At 36.3% G+C, this 25,450-nt stretch carries 31 protein-coding genes; 4 read left to right on the forward strand and 27 right to left on the reverse strand.

What is annotated here, in order from left to right:
• Positions 1–15: 15 nt before the first annotated feature.
• Genes LKE46_RS09090 through LKE46_RS09105 form a run of 4 tightly spaced genes read right to left on the reverse strand, consistent with a single transcriptional unit; the run spans position 16 to position 1,793 of the window.
• Positions 16–321, reverse strand: coding sequence for a LiaF transmembrane domain-containing protein (locus tag LKE46_RS09090; RefSeq protein WP_291720880.1), 306 nt, complete (start codon positions 319–321; stop codon positions 16–18).
• Entirely contained in the window at positions 318–839 is a 522-nt protein-coding gene (locus LKE46_RS09095; RefSeq protein WP_291720883.1) for a hypothetical protein, read from the reverse strand. Before LKE46_RS09095 ends, LKE46_RS09090 begins: the two co-directional genes overlap by 4 nt.
• Complete coding sequence (locus tag LKE46_RS09100; protein ID WP_291720886.1) at positions 820–1,278, reverse strand: anti-sigma factor family protein; 459 nt, start codon at positions 1,276–1,278, stop codon at positions 820–822. Before LKE46_RS09100 ends, LKE46_RS09095 begins: the two co-directional genes overlap by 20 nt.
• The gene (locus tag LKE46_RS09105; protein ID WP_291720889.1) at positions 1,275–1,793 is read right to left on the reverse strand and encodes an RNA polymerase sigma factor; all 519 of its coding nucleotides are present in this window, start codon (positions 1,791–1,793) and stop codon (positions 1,275–1,277) included. Before LKE46_RS09105 ends, LKE46_RS09100 begins: the two co-directional genes overlap by 4 nt.
• Before the next feature lie 110 nt (positions 1,794–1,903).
• On the opposite strand from LKE46_RS09105, the gene LKE46_RS09110 reads away from it, so the two are divergent.
• On the forward strand, positions 1,904–3,349 hold the full coding sequence (locus LKE46_RS09110; protein ID WP_291720892.1) for a DEAD/DEAH box helicase: 1,446 nt from the start codon (positions 1,904–1,906) through the stop codon (positions 3,347–3,349).
• A gap of 9 nt (positions 3,350–3,358) precedes the next feature.
• On the opposite strand, the gene LKE46_RS09115 is transcribed toward LKE46_RS09110, so the two are convergent.
• From LKE46_RS09115 to LKE46_RS09145, 7 genes are all read right to left on the reverse strand, one after another.
• Positions 3,359–4,189: an HAD family hydrolase gene (locus tag LKE46_RS09115; protein ID WP_291720895.1), complete on the reverse strand. Its 831-nt coding sequence runs from the start codon at positions 4,187–4,189 to the stop codon at positions 3,359–3,361.
• A gap of 17 nt (positions 4,190–4,206) precedes the next feature.
• On the reverse strand, positions 4,207–4,626 hold the full coding sequence (locus LKE46_RS09120) for a GNAT family N-acetyltransferase (RefSeq protein WP_291720899.1): 420 nt from the start codon (positions 4,624–4,626) through the stop codon (positions 4,207–4,209).
• Between the two features lie 37 nt (positions 4,627–4,663).
• On the reverse strand, positions 4,664–5,779 hold the full coding sequence (locus tag LKE46_RS09125; RefSeq protein WP_291720902.1) for a THUMP domain-containing class I SAM-dependent RNA methyltransferase: 1,116 nt from the start codon (positions 5,777–5,779) through the stop codon (positions 4,664–4,666).
• 27 nt (positions 5,780–5,806) lie between these two features.
• Entirely contained in the window at positions 5,807–6,919 is a 1,113-nt protein-coding gene (locus LKE46_RS09130) for a DUF362 domain-containing protein (RefSeq protein WP_291720905.1), read from the reverse strand.
• Positions 6,920–6,948: 29 nt separating this feature from the next.
• Positions 6,949–7,722 carry an alpha/beta hydrolase family protein gene (locus LKE46_RS09135; RefSeq protein WP_291720908.1) on the reverse strand — a complete coding sequence of 258 codons (774 nt, stop codon included), beginning with the start codon at positions 7,720–7,722 and terminating at the stop codon, positions 6,949–6,951.
• Between the two features lie 137 nt (positions 7,723–7,859).
• On the reverse strand, positions 7,860–8,168 hold the full coding sequence (locus tag LKE46_RS09140; RefSeq protein WP_291720911.1) for a 2Fe-2S ferredoxin: 309 nt from the start codon (positions 8,166–8,168) through the stop codon (positions 7,860–7,862).
• Positions 8,169–8,290: 122 nt separating this feature from the next.
• Entirely contained in the window at positions 8,291–8,773 is a 483-nt protein-coding gene (locus LKE46_RS09145; protein ID WP_291720914.1) for a ferritin family protein, read from the reverse strand.
• Positions 8,774–9,101: 328 nt separating this feature from the next.
• Between LKE46_RS09145 and LKE46_RS09150 the strand changes: the two genes are divergently transcribed.
• Positions 9,102–9,770: a CAP domain-containing protein gene (locus LKE46_RS09150; RefSeq protein ID WP_291720917.1), complete on the forward strand. Its 669-nt coding sequence runs from the start codon at positions 9,102–9,104 to the stop codon at positions 9,768–9,770.
• 265 nt (positions 9,771–10,035) lie between these two features.
• Here LKE46_RS09150 and LKE46_RS09155 read toward each other — a convergent pair whose 3' ends face one another.
• Genes LKE46_RS09155 through LKE46_RS09175 form a run of 5 tightly spaced genes read right to left on the reverse strand, consistent with a single transcriptional unit; the run spans position 10,036 to position 13,999 of the window.
• The gene (locus LKE46_RS09155) at positions 10,036–10,563 is read right to left on the reverse strand and encodes a cysteine hydrolase family protein (protein ID WP_291720920.1); all 528 of its coding nucleotides are present in this window, start codon (positions 10,561–10,563) and stop codon (positions 10,036–10,038) included.
• Between the two features lie 2 nt (positions 10,564–10,565).
• A complete protein-coding gene (locus LKE46_RS09160; RefSeq protein WP_291720923.1) occupies positions 10,566–11,189 on the reverse strand; it encodes an HDIG domain-containing metalloprotein in 624 nt (207 codons plus the stop codon).
• Positions 11,176–12,018, reverse strand: coding sequence for an aldo/keto reductase (locus LKE46_RS09165; RefSeq protein WP_291720927.1), 843 nt, complete (start codon positions 12,016–12,018; stop codon positions 11,176–11,178). The genes LKE46_RS09160 and LKE46_RS09165 overlap by 14 nt, the downstream gene beginning before the upstream one ends.
• A 32-nt stretch (positions 12,019–12,050) precedes the next feature.
• Positions 12,051–13,445, reverse strand: a complete 1,395-nt coding sequence (locus LKE46_RS09170; protein WP_291720930.1) for a DUF4179 domain-containing protein — start codon at positions 13,443–13,445, stop codon at positions 12,051–12,053.
• The gene (locus tag LKE46_RS09175) at positions 13,442–13,999 is read right to left on the reverse strand and encodes a sigma-70 family RNA polymerase sigma factor (RefSeq protein WP_291720933.1); all 558 of its coding nucleotides are present in this window, start codon (positions 13,997–13,999) and stop codon (positions 13,442–13,444) included. The genes LKE46_RS09170 and LKE46_RS09175 overlap by 4 nt, the downstream gene beginning before the upstream one ends.
• Positions 14,000–14,224: 225 nt before the next feature.
• Here LKE46_RS09175 and ahpC point away from each other — a divergent pair, with 225 nt between their 5' ends.
• Both ahpC and ahpF read left to right on the forward strand, forming a co-directional pair.
• Positions 14,225–14,788: an alkyl hydroperoxide reductase subunit C gene (gene ahpC, locus LKE46_RS09180; RefSeq protein ID WP_291720936.1), complete on the forward strand. Its 564-nt coding sequence runs from the start codon at positions 14,225–14,227 to the stop codon at positions 14,786–14,788.
• 13 nt (positions 14,789–14,801) lie between these two features.
• Complete coding sequence (gene ahpF / locus LKE46_RS09185) at positions 14,802–16,331, forward strand: alkyl hydroperoxide reductase subunit F (protein WP_291720939.1); 1,530 nt, start codon at positions 14,802–14,804, stop codon at positions 16,329–16,331.
• Between the two features lie 63 nt (positions 16,332–16,394).
• Here the strand turns inward: ahpF and LKE46_RS09190 are convergent, their stop codons facing one another.
• The 11 genes from LKE46_RS09190 to LKE46_RS09240 are packed head-to-tail and all read right to left on the reverse strand — an operon-like array spanning position 16,395 to position 25,446.
• A complete protein-coding gene (locus LKE46_RS09190) occupies positions 16,395–17,315 on the reverse strand; it encodes an AEC family transporter (protein ID WP_291720942.1) in 921 nt (306 codons plus the stop codon).
• 2 nt (positions 17,316–17,317) lie between these two features.
• Positions 17,318–18,097, reverse strand: coding sequence for an aspartate/glutamate racemase family protein (locus tag LKE46_RS09195; RefSeq protein ID WP_291720945.1), 780 nt, complete (start codon positions 18,095–18,097; stop codon positions 17,318–17,320).
• Positions 18,098–18,130: 33 nt separating this feature from the next.
• Complete coding sequence (locus LKE46_RS09200; protein ID WP_291720949.1) at positions 18,131–19,321, reverse strand: NAD(P)/FAD-dependent oxidoreductase; 1,191 nt, start codon at positions 19,319–19,321, stop codon at positions 18,131–18,133.
• Positions 19,318–19,605: a (2Fe-2S)-binding protein gene (locus tag LKE46_RS09205; RefSeq protein WP_291720952.1), complete on the reverse strand. Its 288-nt coding sequence runs from the start codon at positions 19,603–19,605 to the stop codon at positions 19,318–19,320. The genes LKE46_RS09200 and LKE46_RS09205 overlap by 4 nt, the downstream gene beginning before the upstream one ends.
• A complete protein-coding gene (locus LKE46_RS09210) occupies positions 19,598–20,101 on the reverse strand; it encodes a DUF362 domain-containing protein (RefSeq protein ID WP_291720955.1) in 504 nt (167 codons plus the stop codon). Before LKE46_RS09210 ends, LKE46_RS09205 begins: the two co-directional genes overlap by 8 nt.
• Positions 20,102–20,120: 19 nt before the next feature.
• Positions 20,121–21,248 carry an NAD(P)/FAD-dependent oxidoreductase gene (locus LKE46_RS09215; RefSeq protein ID WP_291720958.1) on the reverse strand — a complete coding sequence of 376 codons (1,128 nt, stop codon included), beginning with the start codon at positions 21,246–21,248 and terminating at the stop codon, positions 20,121–20,123.
• Between the two features lies 1 nt (position 21,249).
• Positions 21,250–21,567: a (2Fe-2S)-binding protein gene (locus LKE46_RS09220; protein ID WP_291720961.1), complete on the reverse strand. Its 318-nt coding sequence runs from the start codon at positions 21,565–21,567 to the stop codon at positions 21,250–21,252.
• A 28-nt stretch (positions 21,568–21,595) separates the two neighbouring features.
• A complete protein-coding gene (locus LKE46_RS09225) occupies positions 21,596–21,967 on the reverse strand; it encodes a Rid family hydrolase (protein ID WP_291720962.1) in 372 nt (123 codons plus the stop codon).
• Between the two features lie 12 nt (positions 21,968–21,979).
• On the reverse strand, positions 21,980–22,969 hold the full coding sequence (locus tag LKE46_RS09230; RefSeq protein ID WP_291720965.1) for a C-terminal binding protein: 990 nt from the start codon (positions 22,967–22,969) through the stop codon (positions 21,980–21,982).
• A 14-nt stretch (positions 22,970–22,983) separates the two neighbouring features.
• Positions 22,984–24,261 carry an aspartate aminotransferase family protein gene (locus tag LKE46_RS09235; protein ID WP_291720968.1) on the reverse strand — a complete coding sequence of 426 codons (1,278 nt, stop codon included), beginning with the start codon at positions 24,259–24,261 and terminating at the stop codon, positions 22,984–22,986.
• 30 nt (positions 24,262–24,291) lie between these two features.
• Complete coding sequence (locus LKE46_RS09240; protein ID WP_291720971.1) at positions 24,292–25,446, reverse strand: iron-containing alcohol dehydrogenase; 1,155 nt, start codon at positions 25,444–25,446, stop codon at positions 24,292–24,294.
• Between the last annotated feature and the right edge of the window lie 4 nt (positions 25,447–25,450).

Genomic DNA, 25,450 nt, shown 5'->3' on the forward strand with positions numbered 1-25,450 from the left:
ATACTTCAAATCCAACTAAATCATAATTTTAAACTGTTGATAGTTTTCAATCAAAACCTGAAGCCCTGCCATCCCCATTGCAAAAAACGTTAAAATTATTATAAGAAATATTGCCCCCCTGTCATATTTTATTTTTTCCTCTTTATTGACAACGTAAGCTGCAATAACCTCAATACCAAGTAAAATCAGAATAACCGGCCATAATGACAATATTACATTATACCCTATTTTCCCAAACATAGTATTGATCAAAAACATCACCCCGAATACAACAAGAACTATACCTGCCGTAAGTGTCCCAACTCTTCTTCCTCCTATCATTCTAAATTGTCCTCCTTTTTCCTGCCTATGATGAGTTTTATCCCGATTACAGTTATAACAGCACCAACAACAACCTGGGGAACTATTGTTCCAAGACCACAGATGAAATCATATACTCTGCTGTCCATATATGGTGCCAGTGCATATTTGAGATTATCCCATACGAGATATATTCCGAGGAGGATTAGGAGTACTCCAAAAAACAGCCTTCTCTTTTTAAATAAATTCCCGTCAAATTTCAATATTTTATCCATTGAAAACATGTATTCGTCCTGAAGCATATTGAACTTTTCCTCGGGCATATATTGTTTGTTTATACAGTCAAAGAAAGAATAGAACCATATAAGCGGAAGTACAAATAGAAGAGGTCCTATATGAAGCCATGAGGAAAGAAATATTATAAAGAAGAACAATGACATGAATGACAAGCCCATCTTCATAAATCCCATGTACATGTGTCCTGCTCCCGGCAGGAAAGAGAAAACTACAGTTAAGAAATTACCTTTTTTCATTTTCATTGTTGAATACCTCCGTATTGATTATTTTATCGGTAAAATTTCCAAGTTCCATATTGATTGAATTTACCATTTTAAAGCTCGGTGCATTGATCTGCATAGTCTTTATTCTGTTATTCGCCATAAAATTCAACACATTTGAGAATACAAGCATAAGGGAGAAACACACTGCAATAGAGACTCTGAATGAATACAGGAAAAATTGAGTATTGTTTTTTACTTTTCCAGCAACTTTTCTTTTAACTTCTTCTTGAAATCCGGAAGGTACTTCCAAAAGTTCACTGTCATCAAAACTTTCCGCAATAAGTTCGGCACATTCTTCACAATTTTCCATGTGTTCGGCTATACTGGCAAGTTCTTCGTCACTCAAGCATCCATCTTTGAATTTTTGTATGGATATCACCGTCAGATGCCCATAATCATCAAATAAATCATTTCTCAAATTGATTCCTCCCTCCATAAAACTGCAAGTAATTTCTTTGACCTGTACAGACGTGTTTGAAGTGTCTTTAAATTTTCACCTGTATTTTTTGCCATATCAGAAAGCTTCACATCCCTGCAGAAATAATTTACTGCCACGGTTTTATAGGGTTCTTTCAACTGGCTGCACAGATTGTATATTCTCTGATTCATATAATTGTTCAACATAACTTCTTCAGGTGAATTCCCACTTCTGTCATCCAGGAGTTCATAGTCCTCACAGGAAAGATTCTCCACCTTTCTGTGGGGGCTTTTAATATAGTCTCTGCATTTATTTGCCGCAATTTTTGTAATCCATGCTCTGAAGTTTTTTCCGTCAAATCTGTCCAAATTTTTATAGGCTGTCAAAAAAGTCTGCTGGGCCATATCTTCTGCATCAAAATAATTTTTGGTAAATGAAAAGCAGACGGTAATGACTAGACGTTCATATTGTCTTATGTATTTTTCAAACTGTTCTTTTTGAATAATCATCACCATCCTTATTTGTCTCTACACTAATATAACGATTCAAAAATAAAAAACACTTCAATTTGTAAAAATATATATTAGTATTATAATGATATTAAAAACATGTGAGGTCAAATATTATGAATAATCTAAGCTTTAATGATTTTGGACTCGATATGGATATACTCAAGTCCATAAAAATACTTGGATATAAAAATCCATCTGAAGTCCAGGAAAAAGTCATACCTCTCATTCTTAAAAAGAATGACATCATAGTGAAATCCCAGACCGGGAGCGGAAAGACTGCCGCCTTTTCCATACCAATCTGCAGCCAGATACATATTGATGAAAATCTGCCGCAGGTACTTGTAATCTCTCCGACAAGAGAACTTGCCATTCAGATAAAGGAGGATTTCTCAAACATAGGAAAATTCAAAAGAATAAACTGCATGGCTGTCTTTGGCAAAGAACCTATAACAGTACAGACAAGAAAGCTCAATCAAAGAGTTCATGTGGTAGTTGGAACACCTGGAAGAATACTTGACCATATAAAACGAAAAACATTCAATGTCAAAAACATAAGGTATCTCGTCATAGACGAGGCAGATGAAATGCTGAACATGGGATTTATAGACCAGGTTCGATCAATAATAAACAAACTTCCGAAAAATAGATCAACGCTTCTCTTTTCTGCAACTATATCCTCAGAAATACTAAAACTGTGCAGCAGTTACATGACCAATCCAACAAGTATAGATATCAAATCCAGAGATTCCGTTCTGGAGAGGATAAAACAAACATACTATGAAGTTGAGGCAGCTAAAAAATTCGATCTGTTAGCCAAATTGATATATATTGAAAAACCTGACAGTGCCATGATATTTTGCAGGACAAAGAAAAATGTTGAGGATTTATTGTGTAAAATGAAGGATAAGGGCTTCCCCTGCAGCGCTCTCCATGGTGGATTTCTTCAAAGTGAGCGAATTGATGCAATAAGACAATTCAGGGAGGGTAAATTCATCTTCCTGATATGTACGGATGTAGCAGCACGAGGCATAGACGTGGAGGACGTTACCCATGTAATAAACTATGATATTCCCATGGAAAAAGAAAGCTACATACATAGAATTGGAAGAACAGGCCGTGCGGGAAATACCGGAACTGCGATAACCTTCGTTACCCGCAAGGAATTGAGATTTCTGGAACAGACAGCAGAAACATTTAATCTGAACATAGAAAAAGGCAGAATTCCTACAAAAGAAAAAGCTGCATCAGGCAAAAAATTATTTAATGAAAAATTGGAATCCGCTCCGAAGCTAAAAAAAGACAGATCGAAGCATATCGACAAGGATGTGACAAAGGTATATATAAGTGCCGGTAAAAAGAAAAAGATAGGCCCCGGGGACATAGCAGGAACCATATCAAGCATAGCTGGAGTAAATCCTGAAGACGTAGGCGTAATAGATATAAATGATACCTTTTCTTACGTAGATATACTCTCCGGAAAGGGCAACATGGTCATCAACGGACTTGAAGGGAAAACCATAAAAGGGAGAAAAATACGTGCGGAAAAGGCACAGAAATAACATTTTATCTTAAATTCTATTTGAATTCAGTTTTAAAAATTCTGCCACTCCGTCTTCATTGTTGGAATCTATGACTCCTGTTGCCAGCTTCTTCAGCTGTGCATATGCATTTTTAACTGCATATTTTACATCTGCCGCTCTAAAAAGAGGTGCATCATTTAGATTGTCTCCAAAGCAGATAAGTCTGTCAGCCTTCAAACACTTTTTAAGATATAGCGCTGCACAGCTCTTGTTTGCATTGATATTTGTAGTCTCAAGCCAGAAAAACCCCTTTGAATATATTTCCTCGGTATAATGACAGCTTACATTGAGTTTATCTTTAAACAATTTGTATTCATAATCCAGCCTGCCGCTTTCTTCTATTGAAAAAATGTTTATAATATTGAAGTGCCCGATTATTGAGAAGTCGCTTACTCTTTGAAGTCTCCTGTCTTTATTCTTCCTCCTTGAATTTATATATATCTCCTGTCCTCTGTTAAATACACCCTTGTAAAATATTTTTTTATTTCCTGCTGAATCCACTGCGGATACAAAGGGAGAAATATTTCTATAAAGGTAGCTGTCCAGTATAAAGTCAACATCTTCATGGGAGAGATAGTTTTCAACAATATTTTTACCTGAAAAAGGGCTGTAAATAAAGGCACCATTATTTAAAATAACAGGCAGTTTCAAATGAAGTGGTTCAAGTATATTTTTAGAAGCTTCATAGGACCTTGCCGTAGCAATTGTAAAATTTAATCCAGCTTCTATCAATCCATTTATTATGCCGGCCGACCTGTCACTTACAACCTGCTCTGAATTCAGCAGTGTTCCATCTAAATCCGAAATATATAAGTCCAAATTCATTACCTCTTTCGCTATTGTTTATACGGCCTGTTGAATAGATAGCTGTACTGCTTTTCCTCCTTGAAGCCGCATTTTGAATAAAAGCCATCTGCATATGTTGTCCAGAGAAATTTACTGGTGTTCTCTATTGGTGGATAATTCACTATAAAATCAATCAGTCCTTTTCCGATTCCCCTGCCCCTGTATTTTTCATCCACAATTACATCCATAATCAGGGTATAAACTGCATAGTCACTTATAAATCTTGCAAACCCAATCTGAACTCCTTCATGATAAACTCCAAAGCAGGTGCTGTTGTTGATTGTATTCTCTATTACCTTTTCCGGGCGATTTTTCGCCCAATGGGACTGTTTCAGCAGTCTGCATACATCTTTGAGATTACTGCCGCCAATATCATCGGTAAATATATACCCTCCGTTATCTATTTCCATATCAAAACTCTCCTATACAAAATATATTAAACTTTAGTTATCTGTTGAAATACTGATAGTAATAGCACTTCAGTCTTCCATTATAAAGTTTCCTGTTTTTATCAGATTTTTTACCAAAATATTTTTCAAATTTATCATGGGCCGTTATTATAAAATAACTCCACCCTTCAAGTCCTGAAAAAACTCTTCCCATGTCTCCATACAGTTTTTCAACTTCCTCAAGCTCACCGAGCCTTTCTCCATATGGAGGATTGCTTATTATGAATCCACGTCTTTTCTTTGAGCTGAAATTCTGTACCGGCATTTTTTGAAATGCTATGCAGTCCCCGATCCCCGCCTTCTCAGCATTATTCATTGCAGTTCTAATTACCCTGCCATCTATATCGGAGGCAAGAATTCTGAACTGTCTATTATTTATGGAGTTTAAAGCATGCCTTCTCAGATCACTCCACAAGTTCTGAGGGATTATGCCCCATTTTTCGGAGGCAAAACTTCTATTCAATCCCGGTGCAATATTTTTTCCTATCAATGCAGCTTCAATCGCAATTGTTCCGGAACCGCACATAGGATCAGCAAGTGTTATGGACGGCTCCCATGTACTCAGCAGTACAAGAGCTGCTGCCAGTGTTTCCTTGATAGGCGCCTCCCCTGAATTCTTCCTGTATCCCCTTTTATGGAGTCCCTCGCCTGAAGTATCCACTGTAAGGGTAACCATATCCTTTAAAATTCCCACTTCTATTCTGTACTCGGCTCCGGTTTCATCAAATTTTTCCAGCCTGTATTTATTTTTCATGGACTCGACTACTGCTTTTTTTACTATGGACTGGCAGTCCGGGACACTGTGCAGCTGGGATTTCACGGACTTGCCGGTCACATGCATAAATGCATCTTCCGGCATCAAATCCCCCCAATCCACAGAAAGTGTTCCCTGAAAGAGTTCCTCAAAGCTCTGTGCCCTGAATTCTGCCATTCTTATAAGTACCCTGTCTGCAGTTCTAAGCCACAGATTGCAGGTAACTATATCCATTTCATCACCATGAAAGATAACTCTCCCATTTTCAATTTTCAAGTTTTCATATCCAAGTTCTCTGAGTTCTCCTGCAACTACTGATTCCAACCCGAAGGTTGAAGTTGCAATTAAAGTATAGCCCATTATCTTCCTCCATATAATGTAATACAGTTAAATTTCTATTAGATTGTAATTCCTGGTTCCCAGTCCTATTTCTTCCCCATAACTAAGCTGGACGTATCCATAGGTATTACCTCTTAGATTTTTAAATTTATCGCTGCAGTCTTCATGATCATGCCCATCACAGAGCATTGTATTTGCCAGGGCTGCCGCATTGTTTACAAGGTCATAGCAGGCTGTATCCAGTGCAACAGGATCTTTGGATGCCAATATGCCTATATCAGGTACTATGGGTGTATCACTCCATGGAACACAATCACAATCCGGAGTAACATTTATAACAAAATTGATATATCCTACTTTATCCTCTTTTCCCATGACAGCACCATAGGCATACTCCGTAAGTTTTTCCGTAAATATTTTAGACTCCATTTCACCTCCGGATTCAATTGCCTTTACAGGACAGACTGTCATGCATTCTCCACAGCCTACACATTTCATTTTGTCTATAGATGATTTTTTATCTTCCATGGCAATGGCCGCCTTAGGACAGACCTCACTGCATTTTCCGCAGCCAATACACTTGTCTGTATTTACACCCGGTCTCACCGAGTGCTGATCCTTTTTTCCACGAGGATTTGCACATCCCATGGCGAGATTTTTGATTGCTCCGCCGAAGCCGGCCATTTCATGGCCCTTAAAATGAGACATGACAATCATACTGTCAGCTTCTGCTATGGCACCTGCAATCCTCGTATTCTTGAAATGTTTCTTGCCTATGTGGACTTCTTTTACATTTTCACCCTTCAATCCGTCAGCTATTATTACGGGGGCATCCACCACCGAGTGATTGAACCCGTGAAGTGCTGCAGTATTTGCATGATCGACTGCATTTGCCCTGCTTCCCGAGTACAATGTATTTGAATCGGTCAAGAATGGTTTTGCATTCGACTCCTTTATTTTATCCACAACCTGCCTTACAAAAACAGGATTTATGTATCCATCACTTCCAAGTTCCCCAAAGTGGATTTTTACAGCTGTTAGATCTCCCCTGTTTAAGAGCCCCTTGAACCCTGCCCTTTCAAACAGTTTCCTGATCTTGTTAACCTTGTTTTGTTTCTTGCTTCTTGCCCTCAAGTTTGCAAAATAAACATCACTTTTCATTATGATCCCCCTTTACTATAGTTGTAAACTTATTTCAATTCTCCCTCCAGAAATCCTATGCTATAGTCAAGCACTTCTTCCTCCCAGCTCTTCTTATTGAATGTATGATCTGCTCCCTGAACAGCATGTAAAACAGCCTTTATCCCATAAATTTCAAGATATTTTTCCGATACGTCAAATGGGACAGTTTCATCATTATCACCATGTATAAGCATGACATTTTTATCATAAGGAGATGCCTTTTCCAAAATATCCAGATCCTTGAGATCATCCAAAAATCCTGTACCCAGAGACAGTCCTTCCACATCCCAAAAACCCTGTTTGCGCATTTCAATTATATCATCTTCCATTTTGCCATTTATAACAATTTCTCTTATGTTCCCAGCAGGCGCCCACAGACAGAGACAGCTTACATCATCCCTGCAGTCTCCTGCAAGCATGCTTGAAACCGCCCCTCCAAGGCTGAGACCTAAAACTCCTATTTTACCTGTATCAATAAACTTCAGTGATTTTACATATTCAAGAACAGTTTTTGCATCATCAAGCTCCCTGGAAACAGTCATATCAATAAAATCTCCATCACTTTCCCCGCTTCCGGCAAAATCAAATCTCACACTGGCTATTCCCCTGTCCGCCAGCATCCTGGACAACTTTACAAATATAAAATGCGGTCCCATCTTATGTCCCGTAAATCCGTGAAAAATGCAAACTACAGGAACCTTCCCGGTAATCTTCTCAGGTGTATGAAGCATTCCCCTAAGCATCTTGCCTTCCGTATTTTTAATCTCGACTGATTTTTGCATTAAAATTCGCCTCCAAATAATATCAATAACTTATTATATCCAATATTGCAGACACTTTTCAACTGAACGTCCTCTTGTATATAATAAAAAAACAGCAGGATAATTATATTATCACTGCCATTTAAGCACACCATTTTTCATATTTGAAGTCTCTTTACTATTTCGCCGCCTTCAATATGCTTGTCCATAATTTCTTCAACATCATCTGGAGTAACTCCACCATACCATACTCCATCTGGATACACAACTACAATCGGGCCCCTGTCACAAAGTGAAAAGCATCCAGTATTGGTTACCAGTACTTCTCCATCCAGTTCCCTGTCATCTATTTCCTCCATAAACTTCCCCACTATGTCCACAGAATTTTTGGAATAACATGCACCCTGCTGTTTTCCATTAATTCTGCAGCTTGTACAGACAAAAATATGATACTTGGGATTAACCATATAAATACCCCCTTAATAACTTTTAGATTATATAAAATAATCTATCACAATTTGTTATCAATTTCAATATAAAAATATCAATTTATCACAACTCGGGCATTATATTAAAAATTTGATTATATCTACACTATTTCTTTGAGCAGTTTTGAAAAATATGCAGCATGTCCTTTTTCTTCTTCTATTATGAGCGACAAAATGTCTTTAACTTCTTTTTTGGAAATACCCTTATATAATTGAGAATAAACATCGACTGTAAGTTCTTCTGTCTTTACTGCATGCTCTATTGCAGTTTTCAAATCTGCAAATGCATCTTCAGGCTGCTCTTTTTGATTAAAGACTTTATTTTCGATTAAATTTTTGAGATGTGCAGTTACTTCTTCGTCAAAAAGATAGTCGGAATCAGTATCTTTTTTATTTGACACTTCATCAAAAAGCTTTCTGAACTTTTCCTTGTGAACAAATTCCTGTCCTGCTGCAGATATTAAAAATTGCTTAATCTTACCTTTAGTATAATTTGCACCATTTGTATAAAATTTATATCCTTCATCTTCCATAAGTATTGCAACTTTAAGCATCTCAGCTGCATTAAAATTATTGTTGGCCATTAATATCCCTTCCCTTCTGATGATTGATTCATATAGTTAAATAATACACTCTCAAGAAACATTTATCAATACCGTGAATTCTGACATTTATTTAATGGAATATTTATTTTAAGCATGCAGAAACAAGAAATAAACTATCAAAATACCGGATTAAATACAAACTTAATCCTATATTTCTATAATTTTCTGTAAATTCTGTTAAATATTTTAATTTCATTAACAAATTAGAGACACTATATTCATATTTATTATTTATACTTTAAAACAAGTTTTGCAATTACAGCAAAATTTATTGTACAACAAATAAAACTTTAGGAGGTTTCTCTTTATGAGTAAACGAATCAATTTGATAATTGCAGCATTGGTTATAGCAGGAACTTTGCCGGCTTTTACACCTAATACAGCAAAAGCAGCAGGAACAGCCTGCCCTACTTCAGTAAATCAGCAAAATCTGTTAAAAGACATTCTAAATAAATATCCTCAACTGAAAAATTGTAAAATTACTAATTCAAAAAATACAACTACCCAAAATTCAGGTTCAAACACTTCTACGCAGCCTAAAAGCAATGCAAATACAGCAGGAAATAGTGGACAAGCCTCCTCTATAAGTGCAGAAGCAAATGAAGTAATCAGGTTAGTGAACGTTGAAAGAAATAAAAATGGACTAGCGTCTCTCAAGGCTAACGCTGAATTATCCAAAGTAGCATCAGTTAAAGCCCAGGACATGATTGACAAAAACTATTTCAGTCATACTTCACCTACATACGGATCTCCTTTTGACATGATGCAAAAATTCGGTATAAAGTATACAGCTGCAGGTGAAAATATTGCATATGGCCAGAAAACTCCTGCAGAAGTAATGAATGGATGGATGAATTCTTCAGGACACAGGGCAAATATATTGAATTCCAATTTTACTGAAATTGGAGTCGGAGTTGCCAAGGACAAAAATGGGACTCCATACTGGGTTCAGATGTTTATAAACCCTGGAAAATAAAAACTATTTATTTCAAGGACTGTTGATAAAATGTACTTTATCAACAGTCCTTTCATCTACATAAGACTTTTTGCAGTTAAAAAAGTAATGTTAAAATATTTTATTTTAAATTTTACATGAATGCTCTTTTTCTAAATCACATCCTGTATTAAAATTAATTTGAATAGACTATTTACAATTACTACGGTCAGTCCTACTTCTATTTCTACTTTTAAAATTTTCGTCTTATTATCAGTAAATTTTCCTTTAAATATAGCTCTATGACTTATCTGTTTATTACTTTTATCTGCATTCCGCTCATGACATCCAGGGCCTTTTCATTCAAGCTCTCGTCATTGCTTGCAGTGCAGAGTGCATCTACTATGATCTCTGCTTCCGGAAGTGCAGCCTTTGCCAAAACAGCATTTGATATTACACAGATATTGGATACCACACCTACCAATTCAACACTTTGAAATCCACCTTTTGACAGATAATTTGCCAGTTCCATTGATCCAAAGGTTACCTTTTCGAAACCTTTTGTATCATCATCAAACATGTGATAAATTTTTCCGTACAGATTCCATCCTTCTGTATTCTTTATACAATGCCTTACAGGTAGATTTTTCCCTTCCTGAGTACTCAGATAATCCTCACCATGAGTATCGAATGTAAATACTACTTCATACCCATTGTTTTTGTACTGCTCAATTTTTTCTGCAATTCTGTCCTCCAGTTCAACTGCCTTGTCAAATCCAAGACTTCCCTTCACAAAGTCATTTTGATAGTCCACTACAAGCAATATCCTTTTCATTATCATTCCCCCCTAGCTATATTTTTAAGAAACTGCATTATATTTTTCCATTCTTCCTGCCTGCTGCTGTTCAATCTTCCCATCCTGTCACAAAAGCCAAGCAGGGCCACTTCCATGACATCCGTATGCTGTTTCATTCCATCTATATCTGCAAAGGGCAAATTTTTTGTTACAAAGAGTATATTCATATGATATCTTACTAGCCAGGAGACCTTGTCAATGAAAATTATATCATCTGTAAAACACGACAGAAATTCATTGACCAGCCTGGCACCAACCTTGTCGTGGTCATATGAAGTTATTTTCCCCTTTCTGTTCCTCGTGGTGGAAGATTTCCCTATGTCATGAAGAAGTGCCGCCCACATAAACACCCTTTGGTCTCTACTTTTTATTTTGACATTTGCTGCTTCATCCACCACAAGCATAGTATGGTTCCACACGTTTCCTTCAGGATGATATTTAGGAGACTGCTCTGTAATTTTCAATTTATACAGCATGTCAAATGGATATTTATCAAAGGATGAATCATTGCATATTTGTTCTAAATAAAAGGATGGTTGGGAATCCTCCAATAAATGGCGCTCAATATTAAAATACAATTTATCAAATATCTTAGAGTTCTTCATATACTGCCGGGTCCTGATTTTTATTTCTTCCCGATTCACGTGTCAATTCACAAATGCTCTCCATTTCTCTCTCGGACAATTCAAAATCAAATATATTCAGATTCTCAACCTGATGCTGCTTTGATACAGCTTTGGGGATTGGAACCGCTCCAAGCTGCACATGCCAGCGTAAGACCACCTGTGAAGCTGTTTTATTATGCGCCCTTGCTATTTCACAAATTCTTTCCTCTTTAAGTAAGCCATTCGACCTCCCGAGAGGACTCCATGATTCCGTTACAATATTGTGTTCCCTATTCCACTTGCGCTGATTTTCCTGGTTGAAATACGGGTGGAGCTCAATCTGGTTTACACTGGGTGTTACACCTGTTTCTTCTATCAGTTTGCCTATGTGCTCAGGAAGAAAATTGCAGACTCCTATGGACCTTATCAGCCCCCGCTTTTTGGATTCTATCAATGCCTGCCACGCTTCAACATATAAATCAATTCTCGGATTCGGCCAATGAATCAAGTACAGATCATAATAATCAAGCTGTGCCCTTAACAGTGATTCCTGAACAGTTTCAATTGCCTCTCCATATGAATGGTGACGGCCTGGCAATTTTGAAGTAATCAAAAGTTTATCTCTCGATACGGAACTTTGTTTAACAGCTTCTCCAACTGCCCCTTCATTTTCATAGTTGAATGCAGAATCAATCAGTCTGTATCCAATATCAATTGCATCTTTTATGGCATCCACTCCATACAGTCCATTTAACTTATAGGTTCCAAATCCAACAGCCGGTATTTTAAGTCCATCGTTCAATTTAATTTCAGCAACCTTGTTCTGCATAAAAAACATCTCCTCTAAATTCTAAATAAATCTCAATTATTATCCAGATCAATTGTGAATTTACTATCTTCAAGTAATTTTATATCACTCATATCAGTCGTTCCAACATATATTTCGCCCTTATCTCTATCCTTAAATACTTTCGTAATTATATCCCTGTTACTGGATACATTTTTATAATCTCCTCCTGAATCTTCATCATCCAGCATTTTTTTATTGCTATCATATAAATACAATCTGCCAAGTTGTATGTCCAATCCCAAATTTCCTTCACATCTGTACTTTGCATATACCTTTCCATCTCTCCTGGTTATACCATATACAATCAATCTGTTGTCCTCATCCTGTTTTAATACAATAGGAAAATTTCCAGTAACTTTTAATGGCTCCAGATACCTTGGATTGTGAGTTGCATAATATGGAGTTATATACATTTTCTTTGAATCTTTAGGCATTCCAGAAAACAGTTCAAAACTCATATCATCTTTATCAGCATAGTTTACAGTATTTTTATTGGGCATTAACTCTGAACCTTTCCATCTAAGATAATTTCCTCTATTATCCGTAATTATAAAATCCAGTGGATTAGTATACTTGCGATTGGGTGAAATATTATAAGTGTAGTCAAATAGAATTTTTGTACTGAGTGGTGTTACATTAATCTGTTTGATTTCCGTATCTATATTATACCATTTGATACGTTTATTTATTTTAACAATTTTTGTACTGTTCATAATTTTTTTCTTTGATACAGTAAAATTAAAATCCCATGGTCCCTTTATTACTCTACTTTTTTTTGAATCTGGCGAAACGGCATTAAAATCTGCATAGGATATTTTTACATGCATATTGTCCGGTATATTCATATTGTCCGGTATATCTATAGTATCTACAGTCGTATAGGTAGTATAAGCAGCATTATTAACAATTTTACTGTCCTTTCCACCACTTCCATTTAACCATTTTCCATTAACGGTTATGGTAGGATTCACTGTAGGAAAAGATTTTTCGTAAAATTTATATCCGGTTTTAAATGTTGCAGCAATTATAAATCTATTATCATCAATGGCAACCTCGTTTAAAGTAACTTTAATACCGTTTTTTTCTATTGATTTATTTATTACAGATGTATAAGTGTCGAATTCACCATTATCTCTATCTTCAAAATTCTTTATTATATTTCCCAACAGAGGTATTTCTCTGGCAAAAGTAGGCTTCACATTAAATATTATTATACATGCTAAAAACAATACTGCAAAAGATATGCATGCATTTTTCACAAATTTTTTCAAATTATATATATTTTTTTCAGTATAACGATGTAATCTCTTTTTTATCTTTTTTTTATCTATATCATTCAAATCAGTTTTATCATATTCTTTTAAATCAATTTCTACATAATTGAGGAACTCGTATATATCCTTCATAATTTGTCAACCTCCCTGAAAATAATTTTTCTCAGCTTTTTTCTACCTCTACTAAGTCTATTATTTACAACTTCTCTATTAACATTTAATTTTTCTGCTATATGCCCAGAAGTTTCATTATTAAAATACTTGAGAATAAATATTTCCCTGTCCTGTGGTTTTAAGTTGGATAATAATTTCATTATTTCATTATAATTTTCTTTTTGCAAAATATCTTCATCTACGGTGTTCATGCTTTTTATTTCCATTTTATCTATATTTTCATTTTTCAACTCTTTAATTAATTTTCTCTGATAGTCTATTGATTTGTATTTTGATATTGCAGCTATCCAGCTCTTGAAACTACTGTTTCCATTATACTTATCTATATTATTCCAAACCGCCAGCAAAATATCATTTATACATTCTTCCACACCACCATTATTTTCGAAATTAAACAGTATTTTTTTCACTATGGAATGTATAAGTCCGCCATAAGTATCTACAACAAAATCCAATGCTCTTGGATTTCTCTTTTTGAGTTGCGAAATTACATTGTCTTTATTAATTTTCACTATTTCTCTCCTTTCCATAAAACCTACTTCATAAATTATGTCGTAACAATTATGAAAATAATATCAATAAACAACAAATACATATTTAACCGCTATATAAAATTTTTACAAGCTCTTGACTTTTAAATATATTTATATAATAATTAATACATAAAGATAATGATTATTATTTACATTCAAATAAAAGAGTAAAATATTATTCCAAATTTCAAGGAGGTAGTTATTATGTCATTAATTGGAACTGAAGTAAAGCCATTCAAGGCCACTGCTTATCAAAATGGAAAATTTACAGATATTACAGAAGCGGATTTCAAAGGAAGATGGAGTGTAGTACTTTTCTATCCAGCTGATTTCAGCTTTGTATGTCCAACTGAACTTGAAGATTTGCAAAACAATTATGAAACATTGAAAGAACTTGGCGCTGAAGTATATTCTGTTTCAACAGATACTCATTATACACACAAGGCATGGCACGATAGTTCAGAAGCTATAAATAAAATTACTTATACTATGATTGGAGACCCTTCCCAGACATTGTCAAGAAACTTTGATGTACTTATTGAAGACAAAGGTCTTGCTGACCGTGGTACTTTCCTCATTGATCCAGACGGCATAATTCAGGCTATTGAAATCAATGCCAGAAATATAGGCAGAGATGCCGCCACTGTCGTAAACAAATTAAAAGCAGCACAATATGTCAGAAACAACCCAGGTGAAGTTTGCCCCGCTAAATGGAAGGAAGGCTCTTCAACCCTAAAACCTAGCCTTGATCTTGTAGGGAAAATTTAAAGAGGTGATATAAATGATTCTGGATGCAGATATAAGATCACAATTAGTCCAATATCTCGATCTTATGGAAGGTGATGTACTGCTTAAAGTCAGTGCTGGATCAGACAAGATATCCGGTGACATGCTGACTTTTATAGATGAACTTGCAAGCATGTCACCTAAAATCAAGGTAGAAAACGCCTCACTTCAAAGGACTCCAAGCTTTAGTGTTGACCATCCACATGAAGATACCGGTATAGTTTTTGCAGGTATTCCTCTAGGACATGAATTTACTTCATTTGTACTTGCACTTTTGCAGGTCAGTGGAAAATCTCCAAAGATCGACAGTGAGACACGCGAACAAATAGAAAACATCAAAGGCGATTATTCTTTTGAAACTTACGTAAGCTTAAGCTGCAACAACTGTCCGGATGTTGTCCAGGCACTTAACATTATGAGTATTATAAATCCCAATATTACACATACCATGATTGACGGTGCGGTTTTCAAAAAAGAAGTGGAGAGAAAAAACATCAGGGCTGTACCTTCTATCTATCTTAATGATTCCCACTTTGACACTGGTCGTATGACACTTGAAGATATTCTTTCAAAAATCAACGGCAATACCATACCATCAGGAAATTTCAGCAAAGATCCATACGATGTTCTCGTTGTTGGGGGAGGACCTGCCGGTGCAAGTGCAGCAATATACGCAGCTCGAAAGGGAATACGAACTGGAATTGTTGCTGAACGCTTCGGTGGTCAGGTTATGGATACTGTTGGTATTGAGAATCTCATAGGTATAAAATACATCGAAGGTTCAAAGTTATCTGCAAATCTTGAGGAACACGTTAAAGAATACAACGTCGATATAATCAGCTCCCGGCGTGCCGCAAATTTAAAAAAGAAAGAATCAATAGAAGTTCAGCTTGAAAATGGAATCATACTAAAAAGCAAAACTGTAATTCTTGCCACAGGTGCCCGATGGCGGGATATTGGCGTACCCGGTGAAAAAGCACTGAAAAACAAGGGTGTAACCTACTGTCCGCATTGTGACGGCCCTTTGTTTAAGGGAAAAGCTGTAGCAGTCATAGGCGGCGGTAATTCCGGTATCGAGGCAGCCATTGATCTGGCCGGAATTGTAAATCATGTAACTGTCATTGAATTTATGCCTGAGCTGAGATCTGATGATGTGCTCCAAAAACGCCTTGGCAGTTTGTCTAATGTAACTGTTATAAAAAATGCCGAAACAAAAGAAATTACCGGAAAGGACAATGTAGACGGCATTACCTATGTTGACCGTTCCACAGGTGAGAAACATCATATTGACATACAGGGTGTATTTGTCCAGATTGGTCTAGTTCCAAATACCAATTGGCTGGGTGAAACCGTAGCTCGTAATTCAAAAGGAGAAATCGTCACAGATAATCACGGCGCAACAAGCATACCCGGAGTGTTTGCAGCAGGTGACTGCACAAATAGTCCATACAAACAAATTATTATTTCTATGGGATCGGGTGCAACTGCAGCTTTAAGTGCATTTGACTACCTAATCCGAAATTAATTTGAAAAGAGGCTGTAGTACAATCAAATTTGTGCAACAGCCTCTTTTATTTTACCCTAAACATCAAAATAATTTTATAGCTACGGATAACACAATAGGCAATGTAAGTACCATAAAAGTCATGGTTTCAACAACTGTTCTGGCTGCATATTCAGGATTGCAATTATATTGCTGAGCCAATATGACATTTAATGATCCTGAGGGTAAACTGCTCAAAATAGCAATAACTATTGCAACTTCTCCTCTAACACCTAATAGCTGCAATAATAAAATTACAACCGCTGGAAATAAAATCAACCTTATAAAAGTTACAAAATGAGCATATTTATCCTTTAATATTTCCATTGGTTTCATGTCAACTAATGTACATCCGATTATTATCATAGATAATGGCACTATCATTCCACCAACTGCAGACATTGATTCACTTATAAATTTGGGGAATCTATACGGAGATAAATATATTGCAATAGTTACAAAAGATGCTAAGGAAATCGGGCTTTTAAATATTGAAATTAAGTTAGTTTTCTTATCATCACTTAATAAATTGATGCCGTAAGTAAAAAGAAATATTTGATAAAACATATTGTAAACTACAGTATACAGCAATCCGTTATTTCCATATAATTGCTCCGCCAGAGGAAATCCTATAAAACCTACATTGGCAAATACGGACATTGTAATGAATATTTTATTATGTGAATTATTTATCCTGAATAATTTTGTAATAACATGAGCCAGTATTAATGTAAGAATATAGTATATCAAACACACCACTGCAGTAGTTGCAAGACCTTTTGACAACTGTGGTGAAAATAGATTAGAAGATGATGACAAGATGCTTACTGGCAGTACTGCTTTTAATAAAAAATTAGATAGTTCCTTCTGAAATTCATTGTTTATTATATTAGTCTTTTTCAAAATGAATCCGAACAAAACTATCAAGACTACCTTGGCAAAGATTACAATCAATGAATTTTGCATAATTATATAAAACCATCATAAGGTTTTTGAGTAACACTATTATGCAGCCATTTTATCAATGTAGTAAAATCAAACACCGGCAATTTTACTTCTCTCTGAATTGCTGCGGCGTAAGGCGGCATGTCACTGCATTCCAGCAAAACAGCTCCAATATCTGAATCTTCTTCTACCATCTCTAATGCTCTTGAAATTATCTCCTGTTTTACGATTCTATTGTCAAATTCTCCTCTTCCCTCTAAAATACACGAAAACTCAGGTTCATTTCTCATATCTTTGACAACCAATTGTCCTTTATTCGTAACCCCACAATTTTCAAGAAGTTTATCTGTCAATGATGATTTATCAGCAGTTAAAATTCCTATTTTCTGGCTTGGCTTTATAATAGTAGAAATCCAGGGTATCTGTATCAAACTTGAAAGACCTACAGGTACATCAAGGGACTCCACCAGATCCCTTTGAAAATTCCCAAAAAATCCACAAGCTGCAGTAATAGCTCTTACCCCTTCTTTTTCCAACTCCCTTCCCGCCTTTATAAGATCTTCCAGAACATCTTTTTCCGCCCTGAAAAGTTTGGGAACATTCAAACCTTTTACAGCCTTCAATCTAACAGGGAAATCAAAGGTGTAGCCATTTACGATATTTCCAGGTATCATAGGATACCATACATCTTCAATATACAATATTCCAATAGGATAGCCCGATATATTCTGTCCTTTTAACATTTTAACCTTGTGGCACGGATTTGATGGAGATAAATATCCATATACTCTTCCTTTATTCACTAATATCCCTCCATTCTAAAGTATTTATATGAACTATTTGGACACCATCTCACTTTTGAACCTCTTAAAATTCAATTGACCTATATCGAAGTCTGTATCCTCACCAGCTACCACCTGAGCCATCAATTTTCCTGTAATAGGTGATAGACAAATCCCGTCTCCTTCATGGCCTGCGGCTATATAGAAACCGGGGACCTCATCTACAGCTGATACTATAGGCAGATGGTCCTCTACAAAAGGTCTTACACCAGCATAACTTCTTATACAATTTACCTCCTCCATGCATGGGAAAAATCTCAGTCCCCTTTCAGCTATAGCTTTCATTGCCTCTATTTCAGAACGATTATCAAATCCCCTGAATCCTCTGTACCCTCCAAGCAATATGTTATCAGCATGTGTATACTCAATATTGAATGCAACATTATATTCTTCAACAATAGGGCTCACATTTCTCTTAAAATTTATATCCTCAAATTTGCTCATCATGTAACCGAACTCCAATATTTTATGATAAACAATCTTCTTGGTCTGCTCTGATACCAAATTCATACCCTTCCTTGGCTGTATTGGAATATCAATTCCTACCATGCTTCCGATTACAGGCGCCCAAACTCCTGCACAATTTATTATTATTTTAGTCTTTATATTACCTTGATCAGTAATAATTTTTTCAACTTGATTATTGCTTCCAAGCTTTATCTCCTTTATATTACAGTATGTAAATACCTTCAATCCAAATTTTCTGCCTTCTTCAACAAATGCAAAGCACACTTTATAAGGGCTCATTGCAGCATCTCCCGGAGTCCAGATTCCACCTATGAGATCCTTTGCCATATATGGTTCCATTTCCTGAAGAGTTTTGGAATCAATCATTGACATTTCATAACCATCCTGCTGTTGTTTTTTTACATAACTGGATGCAGCCTCATATTCTGATTCAGTTTCACAAACATAAAGACAACCCTTTTGATCGAATTCAAAATCATAGCTGAATTTTTCTGACAGTTCTTTATAGTGAGCAATGCTCGCTGCTCCCATTTTTGTATCAATACCAGGTTTTTTATCACAAATCAATGCGACTGCATCGCAATGGCTTGATGAGCCATGTGCTATATCCCCCTTGTCAATTATAGCTACACTAAACCCTTTTTCAGCTAAATGATATGCAACACTTGTACCTATTGCACCAGCTCCAATTACAGTTACATCAAATATACTGTTCATTCTACATCCCCCTTTGCAAGCTCTCCAAAAGATACCGGTCTTATAGGCGGTCTTGCGGTGGAACTGCCTGCTTCTTTGACTGTAATCCCAAGTTCACTGCACAAAATCTGCTGAACCAGTTTTTCGCAAGTCCTTCCCTGGCATAGTCCCATGCCTGCACGTACACGCCTCTTTACACCAGTTACGTCCCTTGCCCCCTGCCTTATCGCCATTTTGATTTCTCCCAAAGTAACTTCTTCACAGCGGCAAACAAGCATGTCATCATCACTAAAACTCCTATTCATAAAAATCACCCCTTTTTATGCTCCTAACTTTATCGGAAAACTGCTTTGGTATTTCTATAGTAACAACACAAGTATGATCAAAGGATTTGGGGCTTAGCACTTTAACTGTTTTTCCCTCACAAACAACATCGCCTTTTCTATCTACAGCTTTTACTCGACTATTTATTTCAGGCAATGGATAGTATTCATATGGAAACGAAACTTTTGCATTAACATCTGAATATGATTTATCAATTACAAATATAGCCATTCCAGGACATCTGGCAATGCACTGCCCGCATCCAACGCATTTTTCAAAATTTACATTTGGCAAATTTATTATAGGCTTCCCTATTTGTATGGCACCTTTCGGACATGATGATTCACAAGGATTGCACGGTATCTCCTGTACACATTCTACAACAGCTACAGGTCCCTTACTGTATTGTTCCTCATCAGGCAATTTTTGAATGGACTTTAATTCTTCATATTCTAGATAGCCTGTATTAATCAACATATTTTTTACCTCCTCAAATTTATTTGCAAATGGTCTTTTCCATTCTTGTCTCATATTCTTCCAAAATCTTTTTCTTTGCAGCAAGTCGTTTTTCTCCAAAGGGTCCAAGTCTCAGGCTCTTCAATCTTTTCCAAATTTCTGCCTTGTTGGTTTCTGCAGTGTCAGTGTCGATATAACCTAATTTCTGAGCTGCTGAAATGCCTGCAATACGCCCTTCCTCAAGGGCAGTGTTTGCTTCTTCAACCCCGGTTGCATCACCTGCTATATATATTCCCTCATTTGATGTCTCCATATCTGTATTGTGTATAGGTACATTACCTCCAAATACAGGATTAAATGTAAGTTCACAATTCAATAACCGTGCAAGTTCAATAGACGGCTTTAATCCTGCCCCAATTGCAACTACATCAGCTTTAATGGATTTTTCAGTTCCGAAAATAGGTTCAAACTTTTCATTTACCTCCGAAATTATTACTTCTTCAACTCTGTCTTTTCCTCTAACTTCAGTTATAGTATGTTTAACATATATTGGAACACCAGCTCTTCTTATTTTTGCTGCATGTACAGCATATCCACCTATTTTAGGTGCTGCCTCAACAAGTGCTGCAACCTCGCAGCCTGCCTGCATAAGCTGATATGATACAATCAATCCAACATTTCCGCTTCCAATCATCACTACCTTGTTTCCTGGTCTTACATGATTTACATTTACCATGGTTTGTGCTGCTCCTGCACCCATAACTCCTGGTTTCGTCCATCCTTTGAACCTGACTGCATTTTCAGAAGCACCAGTTGCAATTATTATCTTTTTGGCTCTAATAGTAACCAATTCCTTTTTTTCATCATCACCGCCTTTCTCTATTCCCACTTTATTTCCCGGGAAAAGCCCTATAACCGTACTTCTAAGCCAAATTTCCACTCCATTTGCCCTTGCTTGTCCAACAAGATCTTTTCCAATATTTATACCTCTTGTACCTGATTTATGTGCAGAGGATCCAAAGAACTTGTGTATCTGTTTAAAGAGCTGTCCTCCAGGCTTTATATTTGAATCTACAACCAGAACCTGTGCTCCTGCTTTGGATGCCTCAATACTTGCAGATAATCCGGCTGGTCCTGCTCCTATTACTACAATTTCTTTCTCCAACATATCACATTTTCCCCTTTCCCAATCCATATTGAGTTTCTATTACCATACCTGCTTTTACTGGAGTTATGCAGGTTCTCACGTTAGGTACTCCATCCACGATCATCGCACAATCTGTACACTGTCCAATTCCACAAAATAGTCCCCTTGGTTCCTTGCGTTTTAATGTATACCTATTTATGATAATATTATTTGCAAGCAGTGCTGCAAGTATAGGTTCGCCCTCCCTGGCCTGTACTGTTCTACCATCCACAAAGATTTCAACCATTTTAAAATCTTTATCAATGTCCAATATAACATGATTATCTACCCTCAAACACATATTAAAAACCTGCCCTTTCTAATAAATTTTACAATGCTGCAACCAATGACATTTCAACCAAAGCTCCATCTGACATGCCTGCTACCTGCACACAACAGCGTGATGGGTAAGGCTTTGTAAAATATTCACTGTATATCCTGTTCATAAGCTGTACATCCTCCATGTTTACAATATAAATAGTACACTGGATTACCTTATCCATGCCTGAACCCTGTGACTCCAAGATCAATTTGAAATTCTCCATGATTTGTCTTGTCTGCTGCTGAATACCGCCTTTTGCCAAATTCCCATATTTGTCTATCCCTATTTGTGAAGCATAAATCATATTGTTATATACAAGTCCCTGTACATAAGGTCCCTGTGCCAGTGCACAGCTTTCAATGCTTATTTCTTTTTTCATATAAAACACCCCTTACAGCGTAATTTTCAAATTATTATTTACCAAATATTCTGGACTTTTATTTTTGGATAATCTCAGTACAAGCTGTTTCAATGATCTTTTTCTTCCTTCATAAAATGAATCTTCTGATACAAATGCAGCATGAGGAGTAATAATTGTATTCTCAAGTTTGAACAATTCACTTTGTTCCGCCTCTTCATCTTCGATTACATCTACTGCAGCTCCTTTTATTTTACCGGACTCCAGAGCTTTTACCAAAGCCTTTTCATCTACCACCTTGCCTCTGGCAGTATTTATAAGATAGGCCGTATCTTTCATAAGTTCAAGCTCTCTTTCTGAAATCAGATGAGTTGTTGATTCCATAAGAGGACAGTGAAGCGATACAAAATCCGATCTTGTAAGCAATTCTTCAAAAGTGTCAACTTTTTCCACTCCATATTCCATCAAATATTCTTTTGTCTTTGTAGGAGCGTATACTAATATGTTCAGTCCCAGTGCTTTAAGCACAGGTGTCATGGCTTTGGGAATACTGCCAAAGAAATACAAACCTGCTATTTTCCCTGTCAGTCTATAAGTCTTATATCCATAAAGCGGGTTCCATTTTCCCTTTCTCACCGAACGATCTAAAAATGTTATTTTTCTTACCAGATCAATAATCATTCCAACCGTATGCAATGCAACTTCTTCCGTACAAAATCCAGGAATATTGGTAACACACACACCTTTTCTAGTAGCCGCATCAATATCTACATTATTGTATCCAATACTCTGAAGTGTAACTATTTTCAAGTTTGGAAGACTATTTATAATATCTTCAGTAATTTGCTGGTATTCCACTACTACTCCATCAAAATCATAGGCATATTCTACAAAAGACTTTGATCCTTCCTTGTCTTTAACTTCCACAAGTTCCAAATTATCTATACTCCATTCTTTCAACAGCATATTTTCATAATCTAAATTATCATCGATATTATAATAAAGCACTCGTCTTTTATCCATCATTTATCCTCCTGTTATTTCCAAACTTTATTCAATACTTTGTCTATAATTGCAATTCCCTCATCTATTTCCTTTTCAGTGACATTCAATGGTGTAGCAAATCTAAGTCCATTGCCATATACACCACATGCCAGAGTCAATAGTTTATTTTTGAAACATTCATCTCTTACCTTTGAAAATACATCACCTGCCGGCGTTCCATCTTCATGAGAAAATTCTATGGCAATCATTAATCCGATTCCTCTGATATCTGATATACAACTGTATTTTTCTTTAAGAATGTTCAATTTTTCTTTTAAATACCTTCCCATTTTCTGTACATTTTCAAGTATATTGGTTTCCTTATACTCGTCTAATACCGCAAGTGCAGCAGCCGCACATACTGGATTCCCGCCAAATGTGGTTCCATGCATTCCCGGATGCCATTCTGACATTATTTCTCGAGTAGATATTACTGCGCTCATTGGAAGTCCTCCAGCTATTGCCTTGCCCACAGTCATAATATCCGGGACCACATCAAAGTTTTGTCCTGCAAACATTTTTCCGGTTCTCCCATATCCTGATTGTATTTCATCGAATATAAGCAAAATTCCATATTCAGTACATAATTTTCTAACTCCCTGTACAAATTCCTTAGTTGGTACCACATATCCACCTTCTCCCTGTACCGGTTCCATTATAATTCCCGCAACCATTTCAGGATCCACAATGTATTTAAATAAACTCTCCAATTCATCCAGACAATATTCTGTTCTCTGTTTTTCATCAAAACCTTTAGGACACAAATCCTTTGAGGGATAAGTAGTAAAGTAAACTCCTCCCATCATTGGTTCATAATATTTTCTATATTTTGAATTAGATGCAGTAACAGTGGTAGCACCTATAGTTCTTCCATGGAAAGATCCCTTAAAAGCTATTATTACCGGCCTTTTAGTATATACCTTGGCTAATTTTAATGCTCCATCAGTTGCCTCGGCACCTCCATTTGAAAAAAATACCGAATTTAAATTTCCCGGAGTAACCTCGGATAATCTTTTTGAAAGTTCCAATGTAGTTGGAAAATTAACCAAATTAAATGAAGCATTCATCAGCTTCTTTGTTTGCTCTATAACAGCTTCTACAACCCTAGGATGGCAATGTCCCAATGCGTTTACTGCAATACCCTGTACAAAGTCAAGATATCTGTCACCATTGATATCGGTCATATAGCATCCTTTGCCATTTTCCATTATCAAATCTGTAGCCTTTGCCAATGCCGGACTTAAATATTTTTTATAATTTTCAAATTTCATTTGCGATTCCTCCTAATATTTTGAATACTCTTATATTAATTCATCCAATATTTCATATATGTCCTTTTTCTCCAATTTAACCGGATTTAAAGACAACATTCTGTAGTCCATAGTTCCTTCTACTATTTTCGAAAACATATCTTCTTCTACATTAACTTCTGAAAATTTACAAGGTATTTTTAAATCAAGACTCATCTCCTTTATTCTTGCTGCACACTTTAATGCTCCTTCTCTGTAAGTCAGTCCTTCAACTTTCTGACCCAGCAGTTCAGCTATTTTACTAAACTTTTTCAAGTCCCCAAACATGTTTTTTTTAATAACTGGCGGAAGCAGCATGGAATTGGCTATACCATGTGGTACATGAGCCACACCGCCCATTGCCTGTGAAATTCCATGAACTGCTCCCAGCCCTGCATTCGCGAAAGCTACTGCAGCCAGTGTACTGGCTATTGCCATTTTACTTCTAGCTTCTATATCACAAGTAGTAAATGTTGCCGTATAAATATTTTCCCCTATAAGCTGGATTGCCTTTTCTGCATATGAATCACTTATTATCGATGCATTTTTAGAAACATAAGCTTCTATTGCATGAGTCAGTGCATCCATTCCCGTACTTGATGTTATCAGCTGAGGCATGTCCAATTGAGTTGCAGGATCCAAAATCGCAAATTGAGGTATTAGACTGGGGTCAGTTACTGATAATTTTACATTATTTTCTTCATCTGATACTACACTAGCTCCAGTTACTTCACTGCCACTTCCTGCTGTAGTTGGAACTGCAATTAAAGGCAGCGGCTTATTTTCTACTCTTCTATTGCCACCAAACAAATACTCTTTTATGGATCCCTCATTATTTTGGAGCATACACATTGCTTTACAGATATCAATTGTACTTCCGCCACCAACAGCCACTACTACATCACAGTTACTGTTTTTCAATTCCATGGATGCTTCATCTACTACTTGTATTGTAGGCTCGGGAATAATATCCGTGAATACAGTAACATCAAAATTTTTCTGTCTTAGATTGAATACTATTTTTTCAAAATACTTTGTTTTACTAAAAGATTTACCTGCAACTACAAATACCTTTTTCAAGTCCAATTTATCCAGTAGTTTATGTATCTCCAGTGATGAATTAACTCCAAAAATAATTTTTGTAGGAACATCAAACGAAAATTTCATTATC

Source organism: Clostridium sp., from assembly GCF_022482905.1.
Lineage (GTDB): Bacteria > Bacillota > Clostridia > Clostridiales > Clostridiaceae > Clostridium_B.